A 22,724-nucleotide genomic window follows, 5' to 3' on the forward strand; every position below is an offset into this window, starting at 1 on the left:
GTTTCTTAACTGAAATGAGCGCGGTTTTCAGAAGTGGATTAATGTTTCAAAATATTGCAGTAAGTCACATAAAATTTATGGTTACAGGGTCATAGTAATGCCATGAACCCCATTCACCGGAGGATGTAATCACTGCAATCGGTTAAATTATCTTCTCTTGAGGATAATGTTTTCGTAGAATAGCCATAATAATAAGAGAGGTTGTTATGATTGAACGTGAACTGGGGAACTGGAAAGATTTTATCGAAGTTATGCTTCGCAAATAAATTTCTGGAAGATATCCTGATCCTGAAAAGGATAAGAAAAAGGCGACTCAAAGTAAGTCGCCTTTTTTGTGTCTTATTCCGGCTTCGGTTTCAGCGGGAAGCGGCGACGTACCAGCACAAAGAACAGCGGTACGAAGTAAATCGCCAGAATGGTGGCTGAGATCATCCCGCCCATGACGCCTGTCCCGACGGCATGCTGGCTCCCGGAACCCGCCCCGTTGCTAATCGCCATCGGCAGCACCCCGAAAATAAAGGCCAGAGAGGTCATCAGAATTGGGCGTAAACGCTGGCGGCAGGCATGCAGCGTGGCATCCAGCAGATCGTGGCCTTTCTCGTTCATCTCATTGGCGAATTCGACAATCAGGATCGCGTTTTTCGCGGAAAGGCCGATCACCGTTAGCAACCCGACCTGGAAGTAAACGTCATTTTCCAGTCCGCGCATCCAGGTGGCGAGCAGCGCGCCAATAACGCCCAGCGGCACCACCAGCATGACCGAGAACGGAACCGACCAGCTTTCATACAGCGCGGCCAGGCACAAGAAAACGACCAGCAGCGAAATGGCGTACAGCGCAGGCGCCTGCGCGCCAGAGAGGCGTTCCTGATAAGACATCGCCGTCCATTCAAGCCCAAACCCCGTTGGCAACTGGCGAACCAGCGACTCCATTACATCCATTGCCGTACCGGTACTGACGCCAGGCGCCGCTTCGCCGACAATCTCGACCGCCGAGTAGCCGTTATAGCGCTCCAGACGCGGAGAGCCCGTTTCCCAGCGTGACGTCGCAAAGGCGGAGAAAGGCACCATGCCGCCGTCTTTATTACGCACATACCAGAGATTGATATCGTCCGGCAGCATGCGGTATTTCGCCGCCGCCTGTACATAGACCTTCTTCACGCGGCCCCGGTCCATAAAGTCATTGACGTAACTGGAGCCCCATGCGGTTTGCAGCGTGTCGTTGATGTCGTCGATAGAGACGCCCAGCGCCTGGGCTTTGCGCTGGTCGATATCAATTTGCAACTGTGGACTGTCGTCCAGACCATTGTGACGCACGCGGGTCAGCGAACTGTCCTGCGCCGCCAGCTCAATCAACCGATCGCGCGCGGCCATTAAGGCATCGTGACCGGCGCCCGCATGGTCCTGAAGTTCCATATCAAACCCTGCGGAACTGCCCAGACCGCTGATTGCCGGTGGACTGCTGGCGTAAACGCGCGCTTCTTTAATCTTGTTAAAGGCTTTCGTGGCGCGTTCAATAATGGCAAACGAGGTGCCGGTCGTGGCATTGCGTTCGTCCCAGTCTTTTAAGCGGACAAACATGCGCGCCACGTTTTGACCGTTCCCGCCAGGCCCCGATCCCACCGTCGAGAAGACGGACATGACGTTGTCTTTCTCCTGGGTGAAGTAATATTTTTCAACTTCCTGCACCACTTTTAAGGTCTGCTGCTGCGTGGAGCCGCTTGGCAACTGTACCGAGGTAATAAACATCCCACGGTCTTCCTGCGGCAAGAAGGAGGTCGGCAGACGCAGGAACAGCACCACCATCGCGCCGAGCAACAGAACGTAGATCAGTATCCAGCGCAGGCTGCGATGCAGGATCTTCGCAACGCCTTTCTCGTAGCGTTCAGCGTTGCGGTTGAACGTCCGGTTAAACCAGCCGAAGAAGCCTTTCTGTCCGTGATGCTCGCCTTTGTGCAGGGGTTTTAGCAGCGTGGCGCACAGGGCGGGCGTCAGGATCATCGCCACCAGCACGGAGAGCACCATCGCGGCGACAATCGTGATGGAGAACTGGCGATAGATAGCCCCGGTCGTACCGCCAAAGAAAGCCATCGGCACAAATACGGCTGACAGCACCATCGCGATACCAACCAGCGCCCCTTGTATCTGCCCCATCGATTTTCTGGTGGCTTCGCGCGGCGAAAGACCTTCCTCGCTCATGATGCGCTCGACGTTTTCCACCACCACGATGGCGTCATCGACCAGCAGGCCGATCGCCAGCACCATCGCGAACATCGTCAGCGTGTTAATGCTGTAGTCGAAGGCATACAGGACGGAGAACGTCCCCATCAATACCACCGGTACGGCGATAGTGGGGATCAACGTGGCGCGGAAGTTTTGCAGGAACAGGTACATCACCAGGAACACCAGCGCGATGGCTTCCAGCAGGGTTTTCACCACATCGATAATCGAGGCTTTGACGAAGGAGGTGGTTTCATACGCCACCTTATACTCCAGACCGTGCGGGAAGTATTCGGCCAGCTCGTCCAGGCGGTTAAGCACCAGTTTGGCGGTTTCCATTTCGTTGGCGCCAGAGGCCAGTTTTACCCCCAGACCGGAGGCCGGATTACCGTTGAAGCGGCTGAGATAATCATATTTTTCAGCGCCCATTTCGACGGTCGCCACATCGCCCAGCTTGACCTCTGAACCATCCTGGTTGACGCGCAGCGTGATATCACGGAACTGCTCGGGCGTTTGCAGCAGCGACTGGGCGTTGATTGTCGCATTGAGCGCCTGCCTGTCGACCGAAGGCGTGCCGCCAAGCTGCCCGACGGCAATTTGCGCGTTCTGTGATTCGATGGCATCCGTGACATCTTTCGCGGTCATCTGGTAGCTGTTGAGTTTGGCCGGGTCCAGCCAGATACGCATCGAATATTGCGAACCGTAGGCGTCGATATCCCCCACGCCGTTTACGCGGCTGAGCGGGTCCTGGATATTACTGGCGACATAGTCGGCGATGTCCTGTTTATCCATTGAACCGTCGGTGGAGACAAACGCAATGGTCAGGATGTTGGTGTCCCCGGTTTTACGGACCGTGACGCCCTGGTTCTGTACCGCCTGCGGCAATTTACGCATTGCCGATTGCAGCTGGTTTTGTACCTGCTGGACGGCTTCATCGGGGTCGGTTCCGGCCACAAAACTGAGCGTCACCGTTGCCTGGCCCGTCCCACTGCTTTGCGACGACATATACATCAGATTATCGAGGCCGGTCATATTCTGTTCGATAACCTGAGTGACGGTATTCTCCAGCGTCTGCGCGGATGCCCCCGGATAATTCGCGGTAATGCGGACGTTTGGCGGCGCCAGGTCGGGATATTGCTCTACGGGCAAAGAGAGAATGGCCAGGGTTCCCGTCAGACACAACAGGATTGCCAGCACCCAGGCAAAAATGGGGCGATCGATAAAGAAATTCGCCATTAAAGGAGGACCTCGTGTTTCTGCGTATAATTATTGGGTATGACCTGCTTCACTGTAGCGGCAAGGTACGTGTCAAACGTGGAGAAAAAAAGAAGATAATGTAAATTATCATGCACGTTTACAGCATACATTTTGTGCCAGTGCCGCCCTGTCTGTATTCCCGCCGTGCGGTGCTTTGCCGTTCTTTACGCTAATTGACCCTCTTCATCTTCCGATGAGCGAAAACTGATGCTGACCAGCGTCCCGCCCCCTGACGGTTGCGAGAAATTCAGCGTGCCGCTAAGTCTTTCCGCACGCTCGCGCATAATGTTCAGACCGTAGTGTCCCGTTGGTTCGTTCGGTTCGCCAATGCCGACGCCGTTATCCCGAATATAGACCGTATGGTTGCCATCGGGGGCGGTGACGCAGCTAACGGCGATCTCCGTGGCGCTGGCGTGTTTAATCGCATTCAGCACCGCCTCGCGAACGATTTGTAACAGGTGCACCTGCATTTGCGCATCCAGCGCCAGCGTTGGTAAACGGCAATCCAGCGTCAGTTTCGCAGAGGTCTGGCTTTGCAGGGTATCCAGCATTTCATGCAGCGCAGAAGGTAAGTCGGCCTGCTGTAACGTCAGGCGGAAGGTGGTCAGCAGCTCGCGCAACTGACGATAAGCGTCGTTCAGCGCCCGGGAGAAATCCGCCATGATGCTTTGCGCGGGGAGGTTATCTTCTGGAATTGAGCGCTTCAGCAGCGTCAACTGAATGCGCAAATAGGAGAGCACCTGCGCCAGTGAGTCATGCAGCTCGCGGGCGATAGTCGCGCGCTCTTCCATCAGCAGCAGTTGCTGGAAATGTTTTTGCGCCTGATTAAAGTACAAACCGCGCCCCAGCATGGTCGATACGCTGTGCAGCAGCGGGGTGGAGGCGTTGACGTTGGGGCTTTGCCAGTGCAGTTCGCCGTAAACCGTTTCCTGCATCGTGACCGGCAGAATCTGCATGGGCAAATCAGCGCTTTCCGCTCCTTCGCTGATCCGCCAGTTATCGCCCACGGTTAATTCCAGATAGTACGCGGCGTCATGTTCGCGGACGATCTGTAAAATATGGCGGAAACAGTGAACGTCGATTTGGCTGGTATTGAGCGCCTGTGAGCACTGGTACAGCACTTCCAGACGGCGGTTGGCTTCGTGCAGATCGTGGGTTTTTTCTTCTACCGAAGCTTCGAGAGAGCGGTACAGCTTATGCAACTCGCTCGACATCTGGCTAAACGTTTTGGCCAGCAGCCCCAGCTCATTCGGCAAGTGGGTATTCAGCGGCGGGATGTCGAACTGACCATGTTCAATGTGCTGGCTGGCGGCGACCAGTTGGTTAAGCGGCTGGACTACCTGCTGGCGAATGCGCCGCAGGGTGAAAAAGACCAGCGTGAAGATCCCGATGCCGCCCGCCAGCGATATGCCGACCACCAGCATCACCTTGCGCTCGGCATAGTGTTGCAGCGCCAGAACGAAGAGATCGATCTGATCGACATAGTTATTGATATTGGCGCGATACCACTTTATATCCGCATCCACCAGTCTCGTGTTCATCTCCAGCCAGTTCGCATGCAGTTGCCCGTAACGGCTTTTAACCGCCTGCGGGACGTACCAGGCGTTCAGGTTACTTAACGCGGGAGAGTTGAGCGCTTGCTGAAAAAGCTGACGGTGCGCGTTCAATTGCGGACTGCCGCTTTGCAGATCGTAACCCAGTCGGTAGCTCTGCATACGCAGTGAACCGGCCACGTTAATGGCCTCGGCATCCCGCAAACTGCTCGCCAGCGTCAGCAGGGCGATACCGGTTGAGAGAATCGACAGCAGCACAATGTAAAAAAAGGCCCGGGCCAGGCTGGCCGAGACAGGGCGTTTGACGACCACGCGCGTAATCCCCGAAAAATATGCTCACAGTGAACGGATAAATATTGGCATTGGCAAGTGTAACTGAAACGCAATTTCACCAGCGATGAAATAAATTGATCTGCCACAGGTTCTGGATAAATAGTTGTGCGTCCTGGGCAAATGAACATTGCCGACCCCTTCGGCGTCGGTTAATAACATTCATATAAAGAATAAGGTTTTTGCCACCAAAACAGAAGGACGCCATGAATCGTTTTATTATGGCCAATAGCCAACAGTGCCTGGGATGCCATGCCTGTGAGGTCGCTTGCGTAATGGCCCACAATGATGAGCAACACGTACTGCACCAGCGGCATTTTCAGCCCCGAATTACGGTGATCAAACATCAGCATCAGCGCAGCGCGGTAACCTGCCACCACTGCGAGGATGCGCCTTGCGCCCGGAGTTGCCCAAATGGCGCAATCCGTCATGTCAAAGACAGCGTTCAGGTCAACCAGCAAAAATGTATCGGCTGTAAATCCTGCGTGGTTGCCTGTCCCTTCGGCACAATGCAGATAATCCTCACGCCAACAGGCCAGGATCAGGTCAAAGCCACGGCGCACAAATGCGATTTGTGTCTGGATCGCGAAGGCGGCCCGGCCTGTGTTGAAAACTGCCCGGCAGATGCGTTGCAATTGGTAACGGAGGCGTCGTTGACCCGGCTGTCGAAAGCGCGGCGTCTGCGCACCGCGCGTCAGGAAAATCAGCCCTGGCATGCCTGTGCGACGGGAGTCACTCCTGGTGAGCTCAATAAAGTCGAACAGATGCGGGCGACGCCCCCACGCGGCGAGCCGGATAAGCTGGCGATTGACGCGCGAAAAACCAGCTTTGATGAAATCTACCTGCCGTTTCGTACCGCGCAGGCTGAACGCGAAGCGGCCCGCTGCCTGAAGTGCGGTGAACACAGTATCTGCGAGTGGACGTGCCCGCTGCACAACCATATTCCGCAGTGGATTGAGCTGGTAAAAGCAGGAAACATTGACGATGCGGTGGCACTGTCGCACCAGACTAACTGCCTGCCGGAAATTACCGGGCGCGTATGCCCGCAGGACAGGCTGTGCGAAGGCGCCTGTACGGTGCGCGATGAGTATGGCGCGGTGACGATCGGCAATATTGAACGCTACATTTCCGACCGGGCGCTGGACAAAGGCTGGCGGCCAGACCTGAGCGGCGTGCAGCAGCAGGATAAACGCGTGGCGATTATTGGCGCGGGTCCGGCCGGGCTGGCCTGCGCGGATGTGCTGGCGCGTCATGGTGTGAGCACGACCGTGTTCGATCGCCACCCTGAAATTGGCGGCCTGCTGACTTTCGGCATTCCCTCTTTTAAGCTGGATAAATCACTGCTGGCGCGCCGTCGCGAAATCTTCAGCGCGATGGGAATTCATTTTGAACTGAACTGCGAAGTCGGCAAAGACGTCAGGCTGGCGTCGCTGCTGGATGAGTACGATGCGGTTTTTGTCGGCGTCGGCACATACCGTTCCATGAAGGCCGACCTGCCAAACGAAGATGCGCCGGGCGTATATGATGCGCTGCCGTTCCTGATTGCCAACACGAAACAGGTTATGGGGCTGGATGAATTGCCTGACGAACCTTTTATCGACACCGCTGGGCTTAATGTTGTGGTGCTGGGCGGCGGCGATACCGCGATGGACTGCGTGCGTACCGCGCTGCGTCATGGCGCAAGCCAGGTGACCTGCGCATATCGTCGCGACGAGGCGAATATGCCGGGGTCGAAAAAAGAGGTAAAAAACGCGCGGGAAGAGGGGGCGAACTTTGAATTTAACGTACAGCCGGTTGAGCTGGTGCTGAATGCCGACGGTTGCGTCAGCGGCGTGCGTTTTTTACGTACTCAGCTTGGCGAACCCGATGCGCAGGGGCGTCGCCGTCCGATGCCCATCGCGGGCAGCGAGTTTGTCATGCCCGCCGATGCGGTAATTATGGCGTTTGGTTTTCATCCGCATGGTATGCCGTGGCTGGAGGCGCACGGTGTGAAAGTGGACGACTGGGGGCGCATTGCGGCAAATGTCGAAAGCGCGTTCCGTTACCAGACCAGTAATCCTAAAATCTTCGCGGGCGGTGACGCCGTGCGCGGCGCCGATCTGGTGGTGACGGCGATGGCGGAAGGGCGTCACGCCGCGCAGGGGATTATTCAGTGGCTGGGGATCATGCAAACCGGATAAGTCTCCATTCGGCGCGAGCAGCATGATAGCGCGCAGACAAAACCGGCCTTGCGGCGTAAGATTACCTGTCTTCTTATGCTGTGGAGCCGGTATGTCGCAAAAAATTACTCTCATCAAAGACAAAGTTCTCTCTGATAACTACTTTATCCTGCGCAATATTACCTACGATCTGACCCGTAAAAATGGCGATGTGATTCGCCATAAGCGCGAGGTTTACGATCGCGGTAATGGCGCAACGATCCTGCTGTATAACCGCGAAAAACAGACCGTGGTGCTCATCCGCCAGTTTCGCGTTGCCACCTGGGTGAACGGCAATGAAAGCGGCCAGTTGATAGAAACCTGCGCCGGGCTGCTGGATAACGACGAGCCGGAAGCGTGCATTCGCAAAGAAGCGATTGAAGAGACCGGCTATGAAGTGGGTGAGGTGCGTAAACTGTTTGAGTTATACATGTCGCCTGGCGGCGTGACGGAACTGATTCACTTCTTCATTGCAGAATACAGCGACAGCCAGCGGGCAAACGCAGGCGGCGGTGTGGAAGATGAAGATATTGAGGTACTGGAACTGCCATTAACACAGGCGCTGGCGATGATCAAAACCGGTGAGATACGAGACGGTAAGACCGTGTTATTGCTCAATTATTTGCATTCTTCCTCGCTAATGGATTGATAAATAAGGTTTATATTTCTTTACATAATGATGCCGCTATCCGACAAATCTGATTGAGCCACAGGAGTCGCGCAAGGAAGATACCGCCTAAAGCCGTTTCGTTTTTCTTCTGGGGTTGTACCGTCCATGCGCAATCGCGTTATTTTCGTTTTCCTGCTCGGCCTGCTGCCGACGTCGCTGACGTGGGCGGCGCCAGCGCAGCAGACTTTTTCTGACTGGCAGGTCACCTGTAACAATCAGAACTTTTGCGTGGCGCGTAATACCGGCGAACATCGCGGGCTGGTGATGACCTTAAGCCGCAGCGCCGGGGCGCATACCGATGCGGTACTTCGCATTGATTTGGGGGGGCTGACCTCGCCCGGTGCGAAAGAGGCGGAGATTGCGCCGCGTCTGCTGCTGGATGAAAAACCGCTGCCGCTAAATGCCGGGCAATGGCGTATCACGCCCTGGCATCTGATGACGGACGACACCGCCACCATTGCCGCGTTTTTACAGACCATTCAGGAAGCCCAGGCGATTACCCTGAAAAAGGGAAAACAGACGATTTCTCTGGTGGGGCTTAAAGCTGCGCTGTTGTTTATCGACGCACAGCAAAAACGCGTTGGCAGCGAAACGGCGTGGATTGATAAAGGGAATGATCCGCCGCTCAGCGTGCCGCCCGCGCCAGCGCTGAAAGGCGTGGCTATCGTCAACCCAACGCCGACGCCGCTCTCTTATGATGAACGCAACGATCTGCTGGATTACGGTAACTGGCGGATGAACAGTATTCACTGCTCGCTTGACCCGATGCGCCGGGAAGTGCGCGTCGCGGCCCTGACCGATGACAAAGCCCTGCTGATGATCGGTTGCGAAGCCGGAGCCTATAATACGGTCGATCTCGCGTGGATTGTCTCACGCAAAAAACCATTCGCCTCCCGCGCTGTACGGTTGCGTTTGCCCTTTAACTCCGGGGCTGAAAGCAATGATATGGAGCTGATGAACGCGGTTTTTGACGAGAAATCCCGGGAATTAATCACGCTGGCAAAAGGGCGTGGGTTGGCCGATTGCGGTATCCAGACGCGCTGGCGTTTTGACGGCCAGCGTTTTCGTCTGGTGCGTTATGCCGAAGAGCCAAGCTGCGATAACTGGCATGGGCCAGATGCCTGGCCCACGTTGTGGATCACACGTTAGGGGCGCCCGGTGGCGCTAACGCTTACCGGGCCTACGGGCCGTTTTGTAGGCCGGATAAGACGCATTGCGTCGCCATCCGGCTTCCGACCCACTCATCCATTTTTACGCTTTAAGCACCTTATGCGCTTTTTCGACGATATTCTCGACCGTAAAGCCGAAATAAGGGAACAGTTTTTCGGCCGGGGCCGATTCGCCATATCCCGTCATCCCGACAATCGCGCCTTTCAGCCCGACATATTTGTACCAGTAGTCGGCAATACCCGCCTCAATCGCCACGCGAGCGGCAACGTTCGACGGCAGCACGGATTCGCGATACGCCTCATCCTGAGCATCAAAAATATCCGTCGAAGGCAGGGACACCACCCGGACGTTATGGCCTTCTCCGGTCAGCTTTTCTGCCGCCAGCAGGGTGATTTCCATTTCAGACCCGGTGGCAATCAGGATCACATCCGGCTTACCGCCGCTGTCTTTCAGCACATAACCACCACGGGCGATCTCCTTCACCTGCTCCGGGGTACGCTCCACCTGCGCCAGATTCTGCCTTGAGAGAATCAGCGCCGTCGGGCCGGTATGGCGCTCAACCGCCAGCTTCCAGCCGACTGCCGCCTCAACCTGATCGCACGGACGCCAGGTGCTGAAATTTGGCGTCAGACGCAGGCTGGCCAGTTGCTCCACGGCCTGGTGCGTCGGCCCATCTTCACCCAGCCCGATGGAGTCGTGGGTATAAACCATGATCTGCCGGGCTTTCATCAACGCCGCCATTCGCGCCGCGTTACGGGCGTATTCCACAAACATCAGGAAGGTCGCGGTGTATGGCACGAATCCGCCGTGGTGGGCAATGCCGTTAGCAATGGCCGTCATACCAAATTCGCGCACGCCGTAGTGAATGTAATTCCCGGCCGGATCTTCTTTCAGCGACGTCGAACCTTTCCAGATAGTCAGGTTACTGGGCGCGAGATCCGCCGAGCCGCCGAGCAGTTCCGGCAGTATTGGGCCGTAGGCGTTCAGCGTATTTTGCGATGCCTTGCGGGTGGCGATTTTGGCCGGGTTGGCCTGCAATTCAGCAATGTATTTTCGCGTCGTGGTTTCCCAGGACTCTGGCAACTCGCCGCGCATTCGTCGGGTAAACGTTCTTGCCAGATCGGGATACGCTTTCTGATACGCCGTGAACCTCTCCTGCCATGCCTGCTGCGCTTTTTCACCTTTTTCACGCGCATCCCAGGCTCGGTAAATCTCTTTCGGGATCTCAAAAGCAGGGTGATGCCAGCCCAGTTTCTGGCGGGTCAGCGCCACTTCTTCTTCTCCCAGCGCCGCGCCGTGAGACTCCTCTTTCCCGGCTTTATTCGGTGAGCCGAAGCCGATTACCGTCCGGCAAATAATCAACGACGGTTTGTCTTTCACACTCTGCGCTTCAAGAATCGCTTTCTTCACGGCTTCGGGATCGTGTCCGTCGATTTCATGCACTACATGCCAGTGATACGCTTCGAACCGTTTGGCGGTATCGTCGGTAAACCAGCCTTCGGTTTCGCCATCAATTGAGATGCCGTTGTGATCGTAGAAGCCGATTAGCTTGCCCAGCCCCAGCGTACCCGCCAGCGAGCAGACTTCGTGCGAAATCCCCTCCATCAGGCAGCCATCGCCCATAAAGACATACGTGTAGTGATCGACGATGTCATGATCGGGCTGATTAAACTGCGCGGCCAGCGTGCGTTCGGCAATCGCCAGACCGACGGCGTTCGCCAGTCCCTGACCCAATGGCCCGGTGGTGGTTTCAACGCCTGGCGTATAGCCGATTTCCGGGTGTCCCGGCGTTTTTGAATGGAGCTGACGGAAGTTTTTCAGCTCCTCGATTGGCAGATCGTAGCCGGTCAGGTGCAGCAGGCTGTAGAGCAGCATTGACGCGTGGCCGTTGGAAAGAATAAAGCGATCGCGGTCATACCAGGTGGGGTCGGTTGGGTTGTGGCGGAGAAAATCATTCCACAGCACTTCAGCAATATCCGCCATGCCCATCGGCGCGCCGGGATGACCGGAATTGGCTTTTTGTACGGCATCCATACTGAGCGCACGAATGGCATTGGCAAGGTCTTTTCGGGACATAAATCACTCCGTGGCAAGGTTTACAGTTTGGCGGCGAGCAGGTCTTCCAGTTTGCGTTGGTCAACGGCGAACAGGCGGATACCTTCCGACAGTTTCTCAACGGCCATCGCGTCCTGATTATGTTCCCAGCGGAATTCCGCTTCGGTCATCGGGGTCGGGCGATGGAACGTCTGCGATGACGGCACCAGTTTGCGGATCACCAGCTCTTCTTTTTCTTGTAGCGCTTTCAGTAGGTTGGGAGAAATGGTCAGGCGGTCGCAGCCTGTCAGCGCCAGGATTTGCTCGGTGCGACGGAAACTGGCTCCCATGACGATGGTTTCGTAGCGGTGACGTTTGAAGTAGTCATAGATATTACGTACCGATTTCACCCCCGGATCTTCTTCCACGACGTAGGGGTCCATCGGGCTGTGCGCCTGATACCAGTCATAGATACGCCCGACAAACGGCGAAACCAGAAAAACGCCCGCTTCCGCGCAGGCGCGCGCCTGTGCAAAAGAGAACAGCAGCGTCAGGTTACAGTTGATGCCTTCTTTCTCCAGCTCTTCCGCCGCCCGTATCCCTTCCCAGGTTGACGCGAGCTTAATTAAAATGCGCGATTTTTCCACGCCCTGCTGCTGGTAGAGGTCAACCAGGTGGCGGGCCTTCTGCATACTTTTTTCTTTATCGAAGGATAAGCGCGCGTCCACTTCCGTAGAGACCCGTCCGGGGACGATTTTCAGAATTTCCGCACCGAAATTGACGGCCAGTTTATCGCTGGCCTCGGCGACCTGCTGCTCCTGGGTTTTACCGCGTTTTTTGCCCCAGGCGATCGCGTCATCAATCAAATGGCTGTATTGCGCAAGGCCAGCCGCTTTTAGCAGCAGCGAGGGATTGGTGGTGGCGTCCTGAGGCTGATAATGGCGAATGGATTCGATATCGCCGCTGTCTGCCACGACAGTGGTGAATTGTTTGATGCCGTCTAACTGGTTCATAGGAAATACTCCTTGAAAAGTAAAGCGTTAGGTGAGTGCGTTGATTCACACTTCTGAGAAATTCATGCAGTACACAACAAAAAAGCATAGCAGACAGGCATGGTAATGCGGGTTTAAGCGGGTAACATGGATGCTATAAATTGATAACAAATTCTTTCTTTGAGTAGTGAGAGTATGGCTACCTTCAAAGTTTATGCCGCGCAGGGAGGTGATAATGTGCGGCGCACCAGAGGTTACCCGCGCCACTTTTTTGATCGATACGTGAAAGGAACAACAAGATGGATGACCAATTAAAACAAAGCGCCCTCGATTTCCACGAATTTCCCGTTCCAGGTAAAATCCAGGTTTCCCCGACCAAGCCCCTTGCCACACAGCGCGATCTGGCGCTGGCCTATTCGCCTGGCGTAGCGGCGCCGTGTCTTGAAATTGAAAAAGACCCGCTGGCGGCTTACAAATACACCGCTCGCGGCAATCTGGTCGCGGTGGTCTCTAACGGAACAGCGGTGCTCGGCCTGGGCAACATCGGCGCGCTGGCCGGTAAACCGGTAATGGAAGGTAAGGGCGTTCTGTTTAAGAAATTCGCGGGCATCGACGTGTTTGATATTGAAGTCGATGAACATAACCCGGATAAATTCATTGATGTCGTTGCCGCGCTGGAGCCGACGTTCGGCGGGATTAACCTCGAAGATATTAAAGCGCCTGAATGTTTCTATATCGAGCAGAAACTGCGTGAGCGCATGAATATTCCGGTATTCCATGATGACCAGCACGGAACGGCGATTATCAGCACCGCCGCTATTCTTAACGGCCTGCGCGTGGTGGAAAAAAATATCTCTGACGTGCGGATGGTGGTTTCCGGTGCAGGGGCGGCGGCAATCGCCTGTATGAACCTGCTGGTGGCGTTGGGGATGCAGAAACACAATATCGTGGTCTGTGACTCGAAAGGCGTTATCTATAAAGATCGTGAACCCAACATGGTGGAGACCAAAGCGGCCTATGCGGTGGTGGATGACGGCAAACGCACGCTGGATGACGTGATCGACGGGGCGGACATTTTCCTGGGCTGTTCCGGCCCGAAAGTGCTGACCCAGGAGATGGTGAAAAAAATGGCGCGTGCGCCGATGATCCTGGCGCTGGCGAACCCGGAGCCGGAAATTCTGCCGCCGCTGGCGAAAGAGGTGCGTTCAGACGCCATCATTTGTACCGGACGTTCCGACTATCCGAACCAGGTCAACAATGTGCTCTGTTTCCCGTTCATCTTCCGTGGCGCGCTGGATGTCGGCGCAACCGCGATCAACGAAGAGATGAAACTGGCGGCGGTACACGCCATTGCCGAACTGGCGCACGCCGAACAAAGTGAAGTGGTCGCTTCCGCCTATGGCGATCAGGATTTGAGCTTCGGCCCGGAATACATCATTCCAAAACCGTTCGACCCGCGCCTGATTGTGAAGATTGCGCCTGCCGTGGCGAAAGCGGCGATGGACTCCGGCGTGGCGACGCGGCCGATCGCTGATTTCGATGCCTACATCGATAAGCTGACCGAATTTGTCTACAAAACCAACCTGTTCATGAAGCCAATCTTCTCTCTGGCCCGTAAAGCGCCGAAGCGCGTGGTGCTGGCGGAAGGGGAAGAGGCGCGTGTCCTGCATGCGACGCAGGAGCTGATTACGTTAGGTCTGGCGAAACCGATCCTGATTGGTCGCCCGAGCGTGATCGAAATGCGTATTCAGAAGCTGGGGCTACAGATCAAATCGGGTGTGGATTTCGAGATCGTCAACAATGAATCCGATCCGCGCTTCAAAGAGTACTGGGGTGAATACTATAAGATCATGAAACGCCGTGGCGTGACGCAGGAACAGGCGCAGCGGGCGGTGATCAGCAATACCACGGTGATTGGCGCGATCATGGTTCTGCGCGGTGAAGCGGATGCGATGATCTGCGGCACCATCGGCGAATACCACGAACACTTCAGCGTGGTGCAGGAACTGTTTGGCTACCGTGAGGGCGTCCACGCGGCGGGGGCGATGAACGCCTTGCTGTTGCCGAGCGGCAACACCTTTATCGCCGACACCTATGTCAATGACGATCCGACGCCGGAGCAACTGGCGGAAATTACGTTAATGGCTGCGGAAACGGTGCGCCGCTTTGGTATTGAGCCGAAGGTGGCGCTGTTGTCGCACTCCAACTTTGGTTCATCTAAGTCGGTCGCCGCTTGCAAAATGCGTCAGACGCTGGAGTTAGTACGCGAACGCGCGCCTGAGCTGATGATTGACGGCGAAATGCACGGTGATGCCGCGCTGGTCGAAAGTATTCGCAACGACAGGATGCCGGACAGCCCGCTGAAAGGGGCGGCGAATATTTTAATTATGCCTAACGTGGAGGCCGCGCGTATTAGTTACAACTTACTGCGTGTCTCCAGCTCGGAAGGCGTGACGGTAGGGCCGGTATTGATGGGCGTTGCCAAACCGGTGCATGTATTAACGCCGATCGCTTCTGTTCGCCGTATCGTTAATATGGTGGCGCTGGCGGTGGTCGAAGCGCAAACACAGCCACTGTAATTTCACTTTAATTCATTCCGGCGCGGGGTTCCCCGCGCTTTTTTATTTCCTCCTTTCTTAGTGATCTACTTCACCTTTTAAATCTGCTTGCCGAATTTTGTTATTTACTCTGACAAAAAATTGCCACGATGAGGTCAGTTTCAGCGGAGGCGGTGAGCAATGGATAAAGAACGCATTATTCAGGAATTTGTGCCGGGGAAACAGGTCACGCTGGCGCATCTGATTGCCCACCCGGGTGAAGAACTGGCGAAAAAGATCGGCGTTCCCGAAGCGGGCGCCATCGGCATCATGACGCTAACGCCAGGGGAAACGGCGATGATCGCGGGCGATTTAGCCATGAAAGCCGCCGATGTTCATATCGGTTTTCTCGATAGATTCAGCGGCGCGCTGGTGATTTATGGCTCCGTTGGCGCCGTCGAGGAAGCCTTATTGCAAACGGTCAGCGGGCTGGGACGCTTATTAAATTTCACGTTGTGCGAATTAACAAAAAGTTAATTGGGGGGCGGCAATGAAACGTATTGCGTTTGTCGGCACCGTTGGCGCGGGGAAAACAACGCTTTTTAACGCCTTGCAGGGAAATTATTCCCTCGCCCGAAAAACACAAGCCGTGGAATTTAATGACAACGGCGATATCGATACGCCGGGAGAATATTTTAGCCATCCTCGCTGGTATCACGCCTTAATTACCACGCTACAGGATGTGGATACGCTGATTTATGTACATGCGGCAAATGACCGCGAAAGTCGCTTACCCGCCGGGTTATTGGATATTGGCGCCAGTAAACGACACATCGCCGTCATCAGCAAAACGGACATGCCGGATGCCGACGTCGCCGCCGCGCGACAGCTACTGAGCGGGCTGGGATTTCAGGAGCCGATTTTCGAGCTCAACAGCCATGACCCGCAAAGTGTGCAGCACCTGGTGGATTATCTGGCAGCACTCACCGAACAGGAGGAAGGCGCAGGTGAAGAAACTCATCACAGCTAACGATATTCGTGCGGCTCACGCACGCGGCGAACAGGAAATGTCGGTTGTTCTGCGCGCCAGCATCATTACCCCGGAAGCCCGCGAAGTTGCGGAACTGCTGGACTTCACGATCGTGGAATGCGACGAATCGGCACCGGCTGTCGCGCCGGTGGAAGACGCGAAAACCGAAAGTCAGCGCATTCGTGAAACCATCATCGCACAACTGCCGGAAGGGCAGTTTACCGAAAGCCTGGTCGCGCAACTGATGGACAAAGTGATGAAGGAAAAACAGTCGCTGGAGCAGGCTGACATGCAGCCGGGCTTTAAGTCGGTCACTGGCAAGGGCGGCGTAAAAGTGATCGACGGCAGCAGCGTGAAGTTTGGTCGCTTCGACGGCGCGCAGCCCCACTGCGTCGGCTTAACGGATTTGGTCACCGACAAGGACGGCAGCAGCATGGCCGCCGGGTTCATGCAGTGGGATAACGCGTTTTTCCCGTGGACGCTGAATTACGACGAGATCGATATGGTACTGGAGGGCGAACTGCATGTGCGTCATGAAGGCGAAACCATGATCGCGAAAGCCGGGGACGTGATGTTTATCCCGAAAGGCTCCAGCATTGAGTTTGGCACACCGTCGACCGTGCGCTTCTTGTACGTTGCCTGGCCTGCGAACTGGCAGTCCTGCTAAGGCGGATGTATGAAGGATTTCATTACCGAAGCATGGCTCAGAGCGAATCATACGCTCAGCGAAGGAGCGGAGATCCATCTTCCCGCTGACGCTCGCCTGACGCCATCTGCCCGGGAATTGCTGGAAAGCCGCCATTTGCGCATCAAGTTTCTGGATGAGCAAGGTCGTCTTTTTGTCGATGACGATGAGCAGCAATTACAGCCGGTGCACGGTTTGACCAGCAGCGATACGCACCCTAAGGCGTGCTGCGAACTGTGTCGCCAGCCGGTGGCGAAAAAGCCCGATACGCTGACCCACCTGACCGCCGACAAAATGGTTGCGAAAAGCGATCCGCGCCTGGGATTTCGCGCCGCGCTGGACAGCACCATCGCGCTGGTGGTGTGGCTGCAAATTGAGTTACCGGAGCAGTGGCAGCCCTGGCTTGCCGACATTCGGTCCCGCCTGGGCAACATCATGCGTGCCGATGCGATGGATGAACCGCTGGCCGCGCAGGCCATTGTGGGGCTAAACGAAGACGAATTGCATCGTCTGTCCCATCAGCCGCTGCGCTATCTCGATCACGATCATCTGGTGCCGGAAGCCAGCCACGGCCGCGATGCCGCGCTGCTGAATTTGCTGCGTACCAAAGTGCGTGAGACGGAAGTCGTGGCCGCTCAGGTCTTTATCACCCGCAATTTTGACGTGCTGCGCCCGGATCTTCTACAGGCGTTGAACCGCCTCTCCAGTACGGTCTACGTGATGATGATTTTGTGCGTGACGAAGCATCCGCTCACCGTCAGCCAGATTCAACAGCGACTGGGAGGGGAGCAATGATCATTGAACGTTGCCGCGAACAGGCCTTACGCGCGCCCGCCAGGGTGGTCTTCCCGGATGCGCTGGATGTCCGTGTTCTGAAGGCGGCGCACTATCTGCAACGGCATGGTCTGGCGCGACCGGTTCTTGTCACCAGCCCGTTTGCGCTACGCCAGTTTGCGCTCACTCACCGTATCGCGATGGATGGCATTCAGGTGATTGACCCACAGAGCAATCTGTCTATGCGCGAGGTGTTCGCCGGGCGCTGGCTGGCGCGGACGGGAGAGAAAACACCGCCGGATGCGCTGGAAAAACTGAACGACCCGCTGATGTTCGCCGCCGCGATGGTGAGCGCCGGTCATGCCGATGTGTGCATTGCCGGCAACCTCTCTTCGACAGCGAACGTGCTGCGGGCAGGGCTACGCCTGATCGGTTTGCAGCCGGGCTGCAAAACGCTGTCGTCGATCTTCCTGATGCTGCCGCAGTACACCGGGCAGGCGCTGGGATTCGCCGATTGCAGCGTGGTGCCGCAACCCACAGCGGCGCAACTGGCGGATATCGCCATCGCCAGCGCGCAGACCTGGAGAACCATTACCGGAGAGGAGCCTCGGGTCGCCATGCTGTCGTTCTCCAGTCATGGCAGCGCGCGTCACCCCAATGTCGCCAATGTGCAGCAGGCGACAGAGATCGTTCGTGAGCGCGCGCCGGATTTGATTGTTGACGGCGAGTTGCAGTTCGACGCCGCTTTTGTCCCGGACGTCGCCGCGCAAAAAGCGCCTGCCAGTCCGTTACAGGGCAAAGCCAATGTGATGGTCTTTCCGTCACTGGAAGCGGGCAACATTGGCTACAAAATCGCCCAGCGTCTGGGAGGATATCGCGCCGTTGGGCCGCTGATTCAGGGGCTTACCGCACCGCTTCACGATCTCTCCCGAGGCTGTAGCGTACAGGAAATTATCGAACTGGCGTTGGTGGCAGCAGTGCCGCGCCAGACTGACGTGAGTCGTGAACTCGACTCGCAAACACTGGTTGTATAAAGGTCCCGTCTGGACCCCCTTACCGAAGAGGAAAACACAATGGAAGCATTAGGAATGATTGAAACCCGGGGCCTGGTTGCACTGATTGAGGCCTCTGATGCGATGGTTAAAGCAGCACGCGTGAAACTGGTTGGCGTGAAGCAGATTGGCGGCGGTCTGGTCACCGCGATGGTGCGTGGCGATGTGGCAGCGTGCAAAGCCGCTACTGATGCCGGCGCCGCAGCGGCGCAGCGCATTGGCGAACTGGTTTCCGTACACGTCATTCCGCGCCCGCACGGCGATCTGGAAGAGGTGTTCCCGATCAGCTTCAAAGGTGACAGCAATATCTAAGCTGGATGGCTACGTCTGATCGTGTAGGCCGGAGAAGACGCAAACGCGTCGCCATCCGGCAATGAGATGGCATCGATGCCGGATGGCGCCTCGCTTATCCGGCCTACAGTTTCGGCACGCAACACACAACACATGGAGGCGGGTATGAAGCTGGCAGTCGTCACAGGACAAATTGTTTGTACGGTGCGCCATGAAGGACTCGCGCATGACAAATTGCTGATGGTGAAAATGATTGATGCCGAAGGGAATCCCGACGGGCAGTGCGCCGTTGCAATCGACAGCATTGGGGCGGGAACCGGGGAGTGGGTGCTGCTGGTTAGCGGCAGTTCTGCCCGCCAGGCGCATCGGAGCGAATCCTCACCTGTCGATCTGTGCGTGATTGGTATTGTCGATGAAGTGGTGGCTGGCGGGAAAGTCGTTTTCCATAAATAGGACTGAACATCATGAATCAACAGGATATTGAACAGGTGGTAAAAGCGGTATTGCTGAAAATGAAAGACAGCAGTCAACCTGCCGCCGCCGTTCATGAAATGGGCGTCTTTGCCTCCCTGGATGACGCCGTTGCCGCAGCGAAAGTGGCTCAGCAGGGGCTGAAGAGCGTGGCCATGCGCCAGCTCGCTATTCATGCGATACGTGAGGCGGGTGAAAAGCACGCCAGAGAACTGGCGGAACTTGCTGTGTCAGAAACCGGCATGGGACGCGTCGAAGATAAATTAGCGAAAAACGTGGCGCAGGCGCGCGGTACGCCGGGCGTGGAATGCCTCTCGCCGCAGGTACTGACCGGTGATAACGGTCTGACCTTAATTGAAAATGCGCCGTGGGGGGTTGTGGCGTCGGTCACGCCGTCCACCAATCCGGCGGCAACCGTGATTAACAACGCCATCAGCCTGATTGCCGCAGGCAACAGCGTGGTCTTTGCGCCGCATCCGGCGGCGAAAAAGGTTTCTCAGCGCGCCATTACGCTGCTTAACCAGGCGGTTGTTGCCGCAGGTGGCCCGGCTAACCTGCTGGTGACCGTTGCGAACCCGGATATCGAAACCGCCCAGCGCCTCTTTAAATATCCCGGTATCGGTCTGCTGGTGGTGACCGGCGGCGAAGCGGTCGTTGAAGCTGCCCGTAAACACACCAACAAACGTCTGATTGCCGCAGGCGCCGGGAACCCGCCGGTGGTGGTGGATGAAACCGCTGACCTGGCGCGCGCCGCGCAGTCCATCGTCAAAGGCGCATCCTTCGATAACAACATCATTTGCGCCGACGAGAAGGTGCTAATTGTTGTCGATAGCGTTGCCGATGAACTGATGCGCCTGATGGAAGGGCAGCATGCGGTGAAACTCACCGACGCACAGGCCGAACAGCTTCAGCCGGTATTGCTGAAAAATATCGACGAGCGTGGCAAAGGAACGGTCAGCCGCGACTGGGTTGGGCGTGACGCCGCCAAAATCGCCGCCGCGATTGGGCTGACGGTGCCGGAGCAAACGCGCTTGCTGTTTGTGGAAACGCCTGCCACGCACCCGTTCGCGGTCACGGAACTGATGATGCCGGTACTGCCGGTGGTGCGGGTTGCCAACGTAGAAGAGGCCATTGAGCTGGCGGTCACGCTGGAAGGCGGTTGCCACCATACGGCGGCGATGCACTCGCGCAACATCGACAACATGAACCGGATGGCAAACGCCATTGATACCAGCATCTTCGTCAAGAACGGGCCGTGCATCGCCGGGCTGGGTCTGGGCGGCGAAGGCTGGACCACCATGACCATTACTACGCCAACCGGGGAAGGGGTGACCAGTGCGCGCACCTTCGTGCGTCTGCGTCGCTGCGTGTTGGTGGATGCGTTTCGCATCGTCTGATACCGGCCCCGCAGACTGTCTATAAGGAGAAAAGAGATGGCGCACGATGAACAACGTTGGCTGACGCCGAGACTCCAGAAAGCCGCTGAGCTGTGTAATCAGCATCCCGTCGCCAGCGATTCGCCGCTGTGGCTGGGTATTGATTTAGGGACGTGCGATGTGGTGTCGATGGTTGTCGACCGCGACGCGCAGCCAGTCGCCGTTTGTCTGGACTGGGCTGACGTCGTGCGTGACGGCATCGTCTGGGACTTCTTCGGCGCCGTCACCATCGTGCGTCGCCATCTCGACACGCTCGAACGCCAGCTTGGCTGCCAGTTCACCCACGCGGCGACCTCATTTCCGCCAGGCACCGACCCGCGTATCTCCATCAATGTTCTGGAATCCGCCGGGCTGGAGGTCAGTCATGTGCTGGATGAGCCGACCGCCGTGGCGGATCTGCTGCGACTGGATAACGCGGGCGTGGTGGATATCGGCGGCGGTACGACGGGGATCGCCATTGTGAAGCAGGGCAAGGTGACTTACTCCGCTGATGAAGCGACCGGCGGACACCATATTTCCCTGACGCTGGCCGGAAACCGCCGCATCGAACTGGAAGACGCTGAGCAGTTCAAGCGCAGCAACGCCCGAGAGATTTGGCCGGTGGTAAAACCGGTGTACGAAAAGATGGCGGAGATTGTTGCCCGGCATATCGAAGGGCAAGGTATAGCCGATCTGTGGCTGGCGGGCGGCTCCTGTATGCAACCGGGCGTGGATGAACTATTCCGTAAACGCTTCCCGGAACTGCGGGTGCATTTACCTGAACACAGCCTGTTTATGACGCCGTTGGCAATTGCCAACAGCGGGAAAGAAAAAGCGGAGGGGATCTATGCAAAGTGAATTGCAGACCGCGCTCTTTCAGGCATTCGATACCCTGAATCTGCAACGGATAAAAACGTTCAGCGTTCCGCCCGTCACGCTGTGCGGCCTGGGGGCGCTTAGCGCCTGCGGGCAGGAAGCGCAAACGCGCGGGCTGACGCATCTGTTTGTCATGGTTGACAGTTTTCTGCATCAGGCAGGGATGACCGCCGGGCTTGAACGGAGTCTGGCGATGAAAGGCGTGGCGATGAGCATCTGGCCCTGCCCGGTGGGAGAACCTTCCATCACTGACGTTTGCGCGGCGGTCGCGCAGCTGCGCGAATCAAAATGTGACGGCGTGGTGGCGTTTGGCGGCGGCTCGGTGCTGGATGCGGCAAAAGCCGTAGCGCTGCTCTTTACCAACCCAGGGCAGACGCTGGCGGATATGACGGCGCAGAGCGTACTGCGCCCGCGTCTGCCGCTGATTGCCGTGCCGACAACGGCGGGTACGGGGTCGGAAACCACCAACGTGACGGTGATTATTGATGCGGTAAGCGGACGCAAGCAGGTTCTGGCGCATGCCTCGCTGATGCCGGATGTCGCCATTCTGGATGCGGCGCTGACGGAAGGGGTGCCTTCTCACGTAACGGCGATGACCGGGATTGACGCGCTGACCCATGCGGTTGAGGCGTATAGCGCTCTGAATGCCACGCCGTTTACCGACAGCCTGGCGATTGGCGCTATTGCGATGATCGGCAAGTCGCTGCCGAAAGCGGTGGGGAACGGGCACGACATGGCGGCGCGGGAAAACATGCTGCTGGCGTCCTGCATGGCGGGGATGGCCTTTTCCAGCGCGGGGCTGGGGCTGTGTCATGCGATGGCGCACCAGCCGGGCGCGACGCTGCATATTCCGCATGGCCAGGCGAACAGTATGTTGCTGCCGACGGTGATGGGATTTAACCGCATGGTGTGTCGCGAACGGTTCAGCCACATCGGCCGGGCGTTACTCAACAAGAAAGCGGACGATCGCGACGCGATCGGCGCAGTTAGCGAACTGATTATTGAAACCGGGCTGACAAAACGCCTCGCCGATGTTGGCGCGACGTCCGCGCATTACAGCGCGTGGGCGCAAGGCGCGCTGGAAGATATTTGTATTCGCAGTAACCCACGAACCGCCACACAGGAACAGATTATCGACCTGTACGCGGCGGCACAATAAAGCATACCAGGAT

19 protein-coding genes are annotated in these 22,724 nt (G+C 56.8%); 15 read left to right on the forward strand and 4 right to left on the reverse strand.

The genetic code is table 11. The annotated features are described in order from the left end of the window. Positions 1 to 206: 206 nt before the first annotated feature. Positions 207 to 266, forward strand: coding sequence for a protein YpfM (ypfM, locus tag OGV83_RS10540; RefSeq protein WP_001386977.1), 60 nt, complete (start codon positions 207 to 209; stop codon positions 264 to 266). A 73-nt stretch (positions 267 to 339) separates the two neighbouring features. Here ypfM and acrD read toward each other — a convergent pair whose 3' ends face one another. Together acrD and narQ are read right to left on the reverse strand one after the other, a co-directional pair. Beyond that, positions 340 to 3,453, reverse strand: coding sequence for a multidrug efflux RND transporter permease AcrD (acrD, locus tag OGV83_RS10545; RefSeq protein WP_047462093.1), 3,114 nt, complete (start codon positions 3,451 to 3,453; stop codon positions 340 to 342). Between the two features lie 185 nt (positions 3,454 to 3,638). Further along, a complete protein-coding gene (gene narQ, locus OGV83_RS10550) occupies positions 3,639 to 5,339 on the reverse strand; it encodes a nitrate/nitrite two-component system sensor histidine kinase NarQ (protein WP_286463554.1) in 1,701 nt (566 codons plus the stop codon). Between the two features lie 224 nt (positions 5,340 to 5,563). On the opposite strand from narQ, the gene aegA reads away from it, so the two are divergent. From aegA to OGV83_RS10565, 3 genes are all read left to right on the forward strand, one after another. Next, entirely contained in the window at positions 5,564 to 7,537 is a 1,974-nt protein-coding gene (gene aegA, locus OGV83_RS10555; protein ID WP_286463556.1) for a formate-dependent uric acid utilization protein AegA, read from the forward strand. A gap of 91 nt (positions 7,538 to 7,628) precedes the next feature. After that, positions 7,629 to 8,204, forward strand: a complete 576-nt coding sequence (gene nudK / locus OGV83_RS10560; protein ID WP_049009707.1) for a GDP-mannose pyrophosphatase NudK — start codon at positions 7,629 to 7,631, stop codon at positions 8,202 to 8,204. 126 nt (positions 8,205 to 8,330) lie between these two features. Continuing rightward, positions 8,331 to 9,374 carry a DUF1176 domain-containing protein gene (locus OGV83_RS10565; protein ID WP_047462103.1) on the forward strand — a complete coding sequence of 348 codons (1,044 nt, stop codon included), beginning with the start codon at positions 8,331 to 8,333 and terminating at the stop codon, positions 9,372 to 9,374. Positions 9,375 to 9,476: 102 nt separating this feature from the next. Here the strand turns inward: OGV83_RS10565 and tkt are convergent, their stop codons facing one another. Beyond that, positions 9,477 to 11,471: a transketolase gene (gene tkt, locus OGV83_RS10570; RefSeq protein WP_286463558.1), complete on the reverse strand. Its 1,995-nt coding sequence runs from the start codon at positions 11,469 to 11,471 to the stop codon at positions 9,477 to 9,479. 20 nt (positions 11,472 to 11,491) lie between these two features. After that, complete coding sequence (gene tal, locus OGV83_RS10575; RefSeq protein WP_047462108.1) at positions 11,492 to 12,442, reverse strand: transaldolase; 951 nt, start codon at positions 12,440 to 12,442, stop codon at positions 11,492 to 11,494. A gap of 278 nt (positions 12,443 to 12,720) precedes the next feature. On the opposite strand from tal, the gene maeB reads away from it, so the two are divergent. The 11 genes from maeB to eutG all read left to right on the forward strand — a co-directional run bounded on the left by maeB (position 12,721) and on the right by eutG (position 22,711). Next, on the forward strand, positions 12,721 to 15,000 hold the full coding sequence (gene maeB, locus OGV83_RS10580) for an NADP-dependent oxaloacetate-decarboxylating malate dehydrogenase (RefSeq protein WP_012131325.1): 2,280 nt from the start codon (positions 12,721 to 12,723) through the stop codon (positions 14,998 to 15,000). A gap of 159 nt (positions 15,001 to 15,159) precedes the next feature. Next, complete coding sequence (gene eutS, locus OGV83_RS10585; protein WP_012131326.1) at positions 15,160 to 15,495, forward strand: ethanolamine utilization microcompartment protein EutS; 336 nt, start codon at positions 15,160 to 15,162, stop codon at positions 15,493 to 15,495. Positions 15,496 to 15,508: 13 nt separating this feature from the next. Continuing rightward, entirely contained in the window at positions 15,509 to 15,988 is a 480-nt protein-coding gene (gene eutP, locus OGV83_RS10590; protein ID WP_012131327.1) for an ethanolamine utilization acetate kinase EutP, read from the forward strand. Beyond that, positions 15,966 to 16,655, forward strand: a complete 690-nt coding sequence (eutQ, locus tag OGV83_RS10595) for an ethanolamine utilization acetate kinase EutQ (RefSeq protein ID WP_012131328.1) — start codon at positions 15,966 to 15,968, stop codon at positions 16,653 to 16,655. The genes eutP and eutQ overlap by 23 nt, the downstream gene beginning before the upstream one ends. 9 nt (positions 16,656 to 16,664) lie before the next feature. Further along, entirely contained in the window at positions 16,665 to 17,468 is an 804-nt protein-coding gene (gene eutT / locus OGV83_RS10600; RefSeq protein WP_012131329.1) for an ethanolamine utilization cob(I)yrinic acid a,c-diamide adenosyltransferase EutT, read from the forward strand. Then, positions 17,465 to 18,481, forward strand: a complete 1,017-nt coding sequence (pta, locus tag OGV83_RS10605; protein ID WP_286463559.1) for a phosphate acetyltransferase — start codon at positions 17,465 to 17,467, stop codon at positions 18,479 to 18,481. Before eutT ends, pta begins: the two co-directional genes overlap by 4 nt. Before the next feature lie 39 nt (positions 18,482 to 18,520). Further along, positions 18,521 to 18,811 carry an ethanolamine utilization microcompartment protein EutM gene (eutM, locus tag OGV83_RS10610; protein ID WP_000387720.1) on the forward strand — a complete coding sequence of 97 codons (291 nt, stop codon included), beginning with the start codon at positions 18,521 to 18,523 and terminating at the stop codon, positions 18,809 to 18,811. A gap of 144 nt (positions 18,812 to 18,955) precedes the next feature. Next, entirely contained in the window at positions 18,956 to 19,243 is a 288-nt protein-coding gene (gene eutN / locus OGV83_RS10615; protein WP_024130131.1) for an ethanolamine utilization microcompartment protein EutN, read from the forward strand. Positions 19,244 to 19,254: 11 nt separating this feature from the next. Next, positions 19,255 to 20,658, forward strand: coding sequence for an aldehyde dehydrogenase family protein (locus tag OGV83_RS10620; protein WP_230010312.1), 1,404 nt, complete (start codon positions 19,255 to 19,257; stop codon positions 20,656 to 20,658). Positions 20,659 to 20,694: 36 nt separating this feature from the next. Then, a complete protein-coding gene (gene eutJ, locus OGV83_RS10625; RefSeq protein ID WP_012131333.1) occupies positions 20,695 to 21,534 on the forward strand; it encodes an ethanolamine utilization protein EutJ in 840 nt (279 codons plus the stop codon). Continuing rightward, positions 21,524 to 22,711, forward strand: a complete 1,188-nt coding sequence (gene eutG, locus OGV83_RS10630; protein ID WP_012131334.1) for an ethanolamine utilization ethanol dehydrogenase EutG — start codon at positions 21,524 to 21,526, stop codon at positions 22,709 to 22,711. The genes eutJ and eutG overlap by 11 nt, the downstream gene beginning before the upstream one ends. Positions 22,712 to 22,724: the final 13 nt, after the last annotated feature.

Source organism: Citrobacter sp. CK189, assembly GCF_030333505.1.
Lineage (GTDB): Bacteria > Pseudomonadota > Gammaproteobacteria > Enterobacterales > Enterobacteriaceae > Citrobacter_B > Citrobacter_B koseri.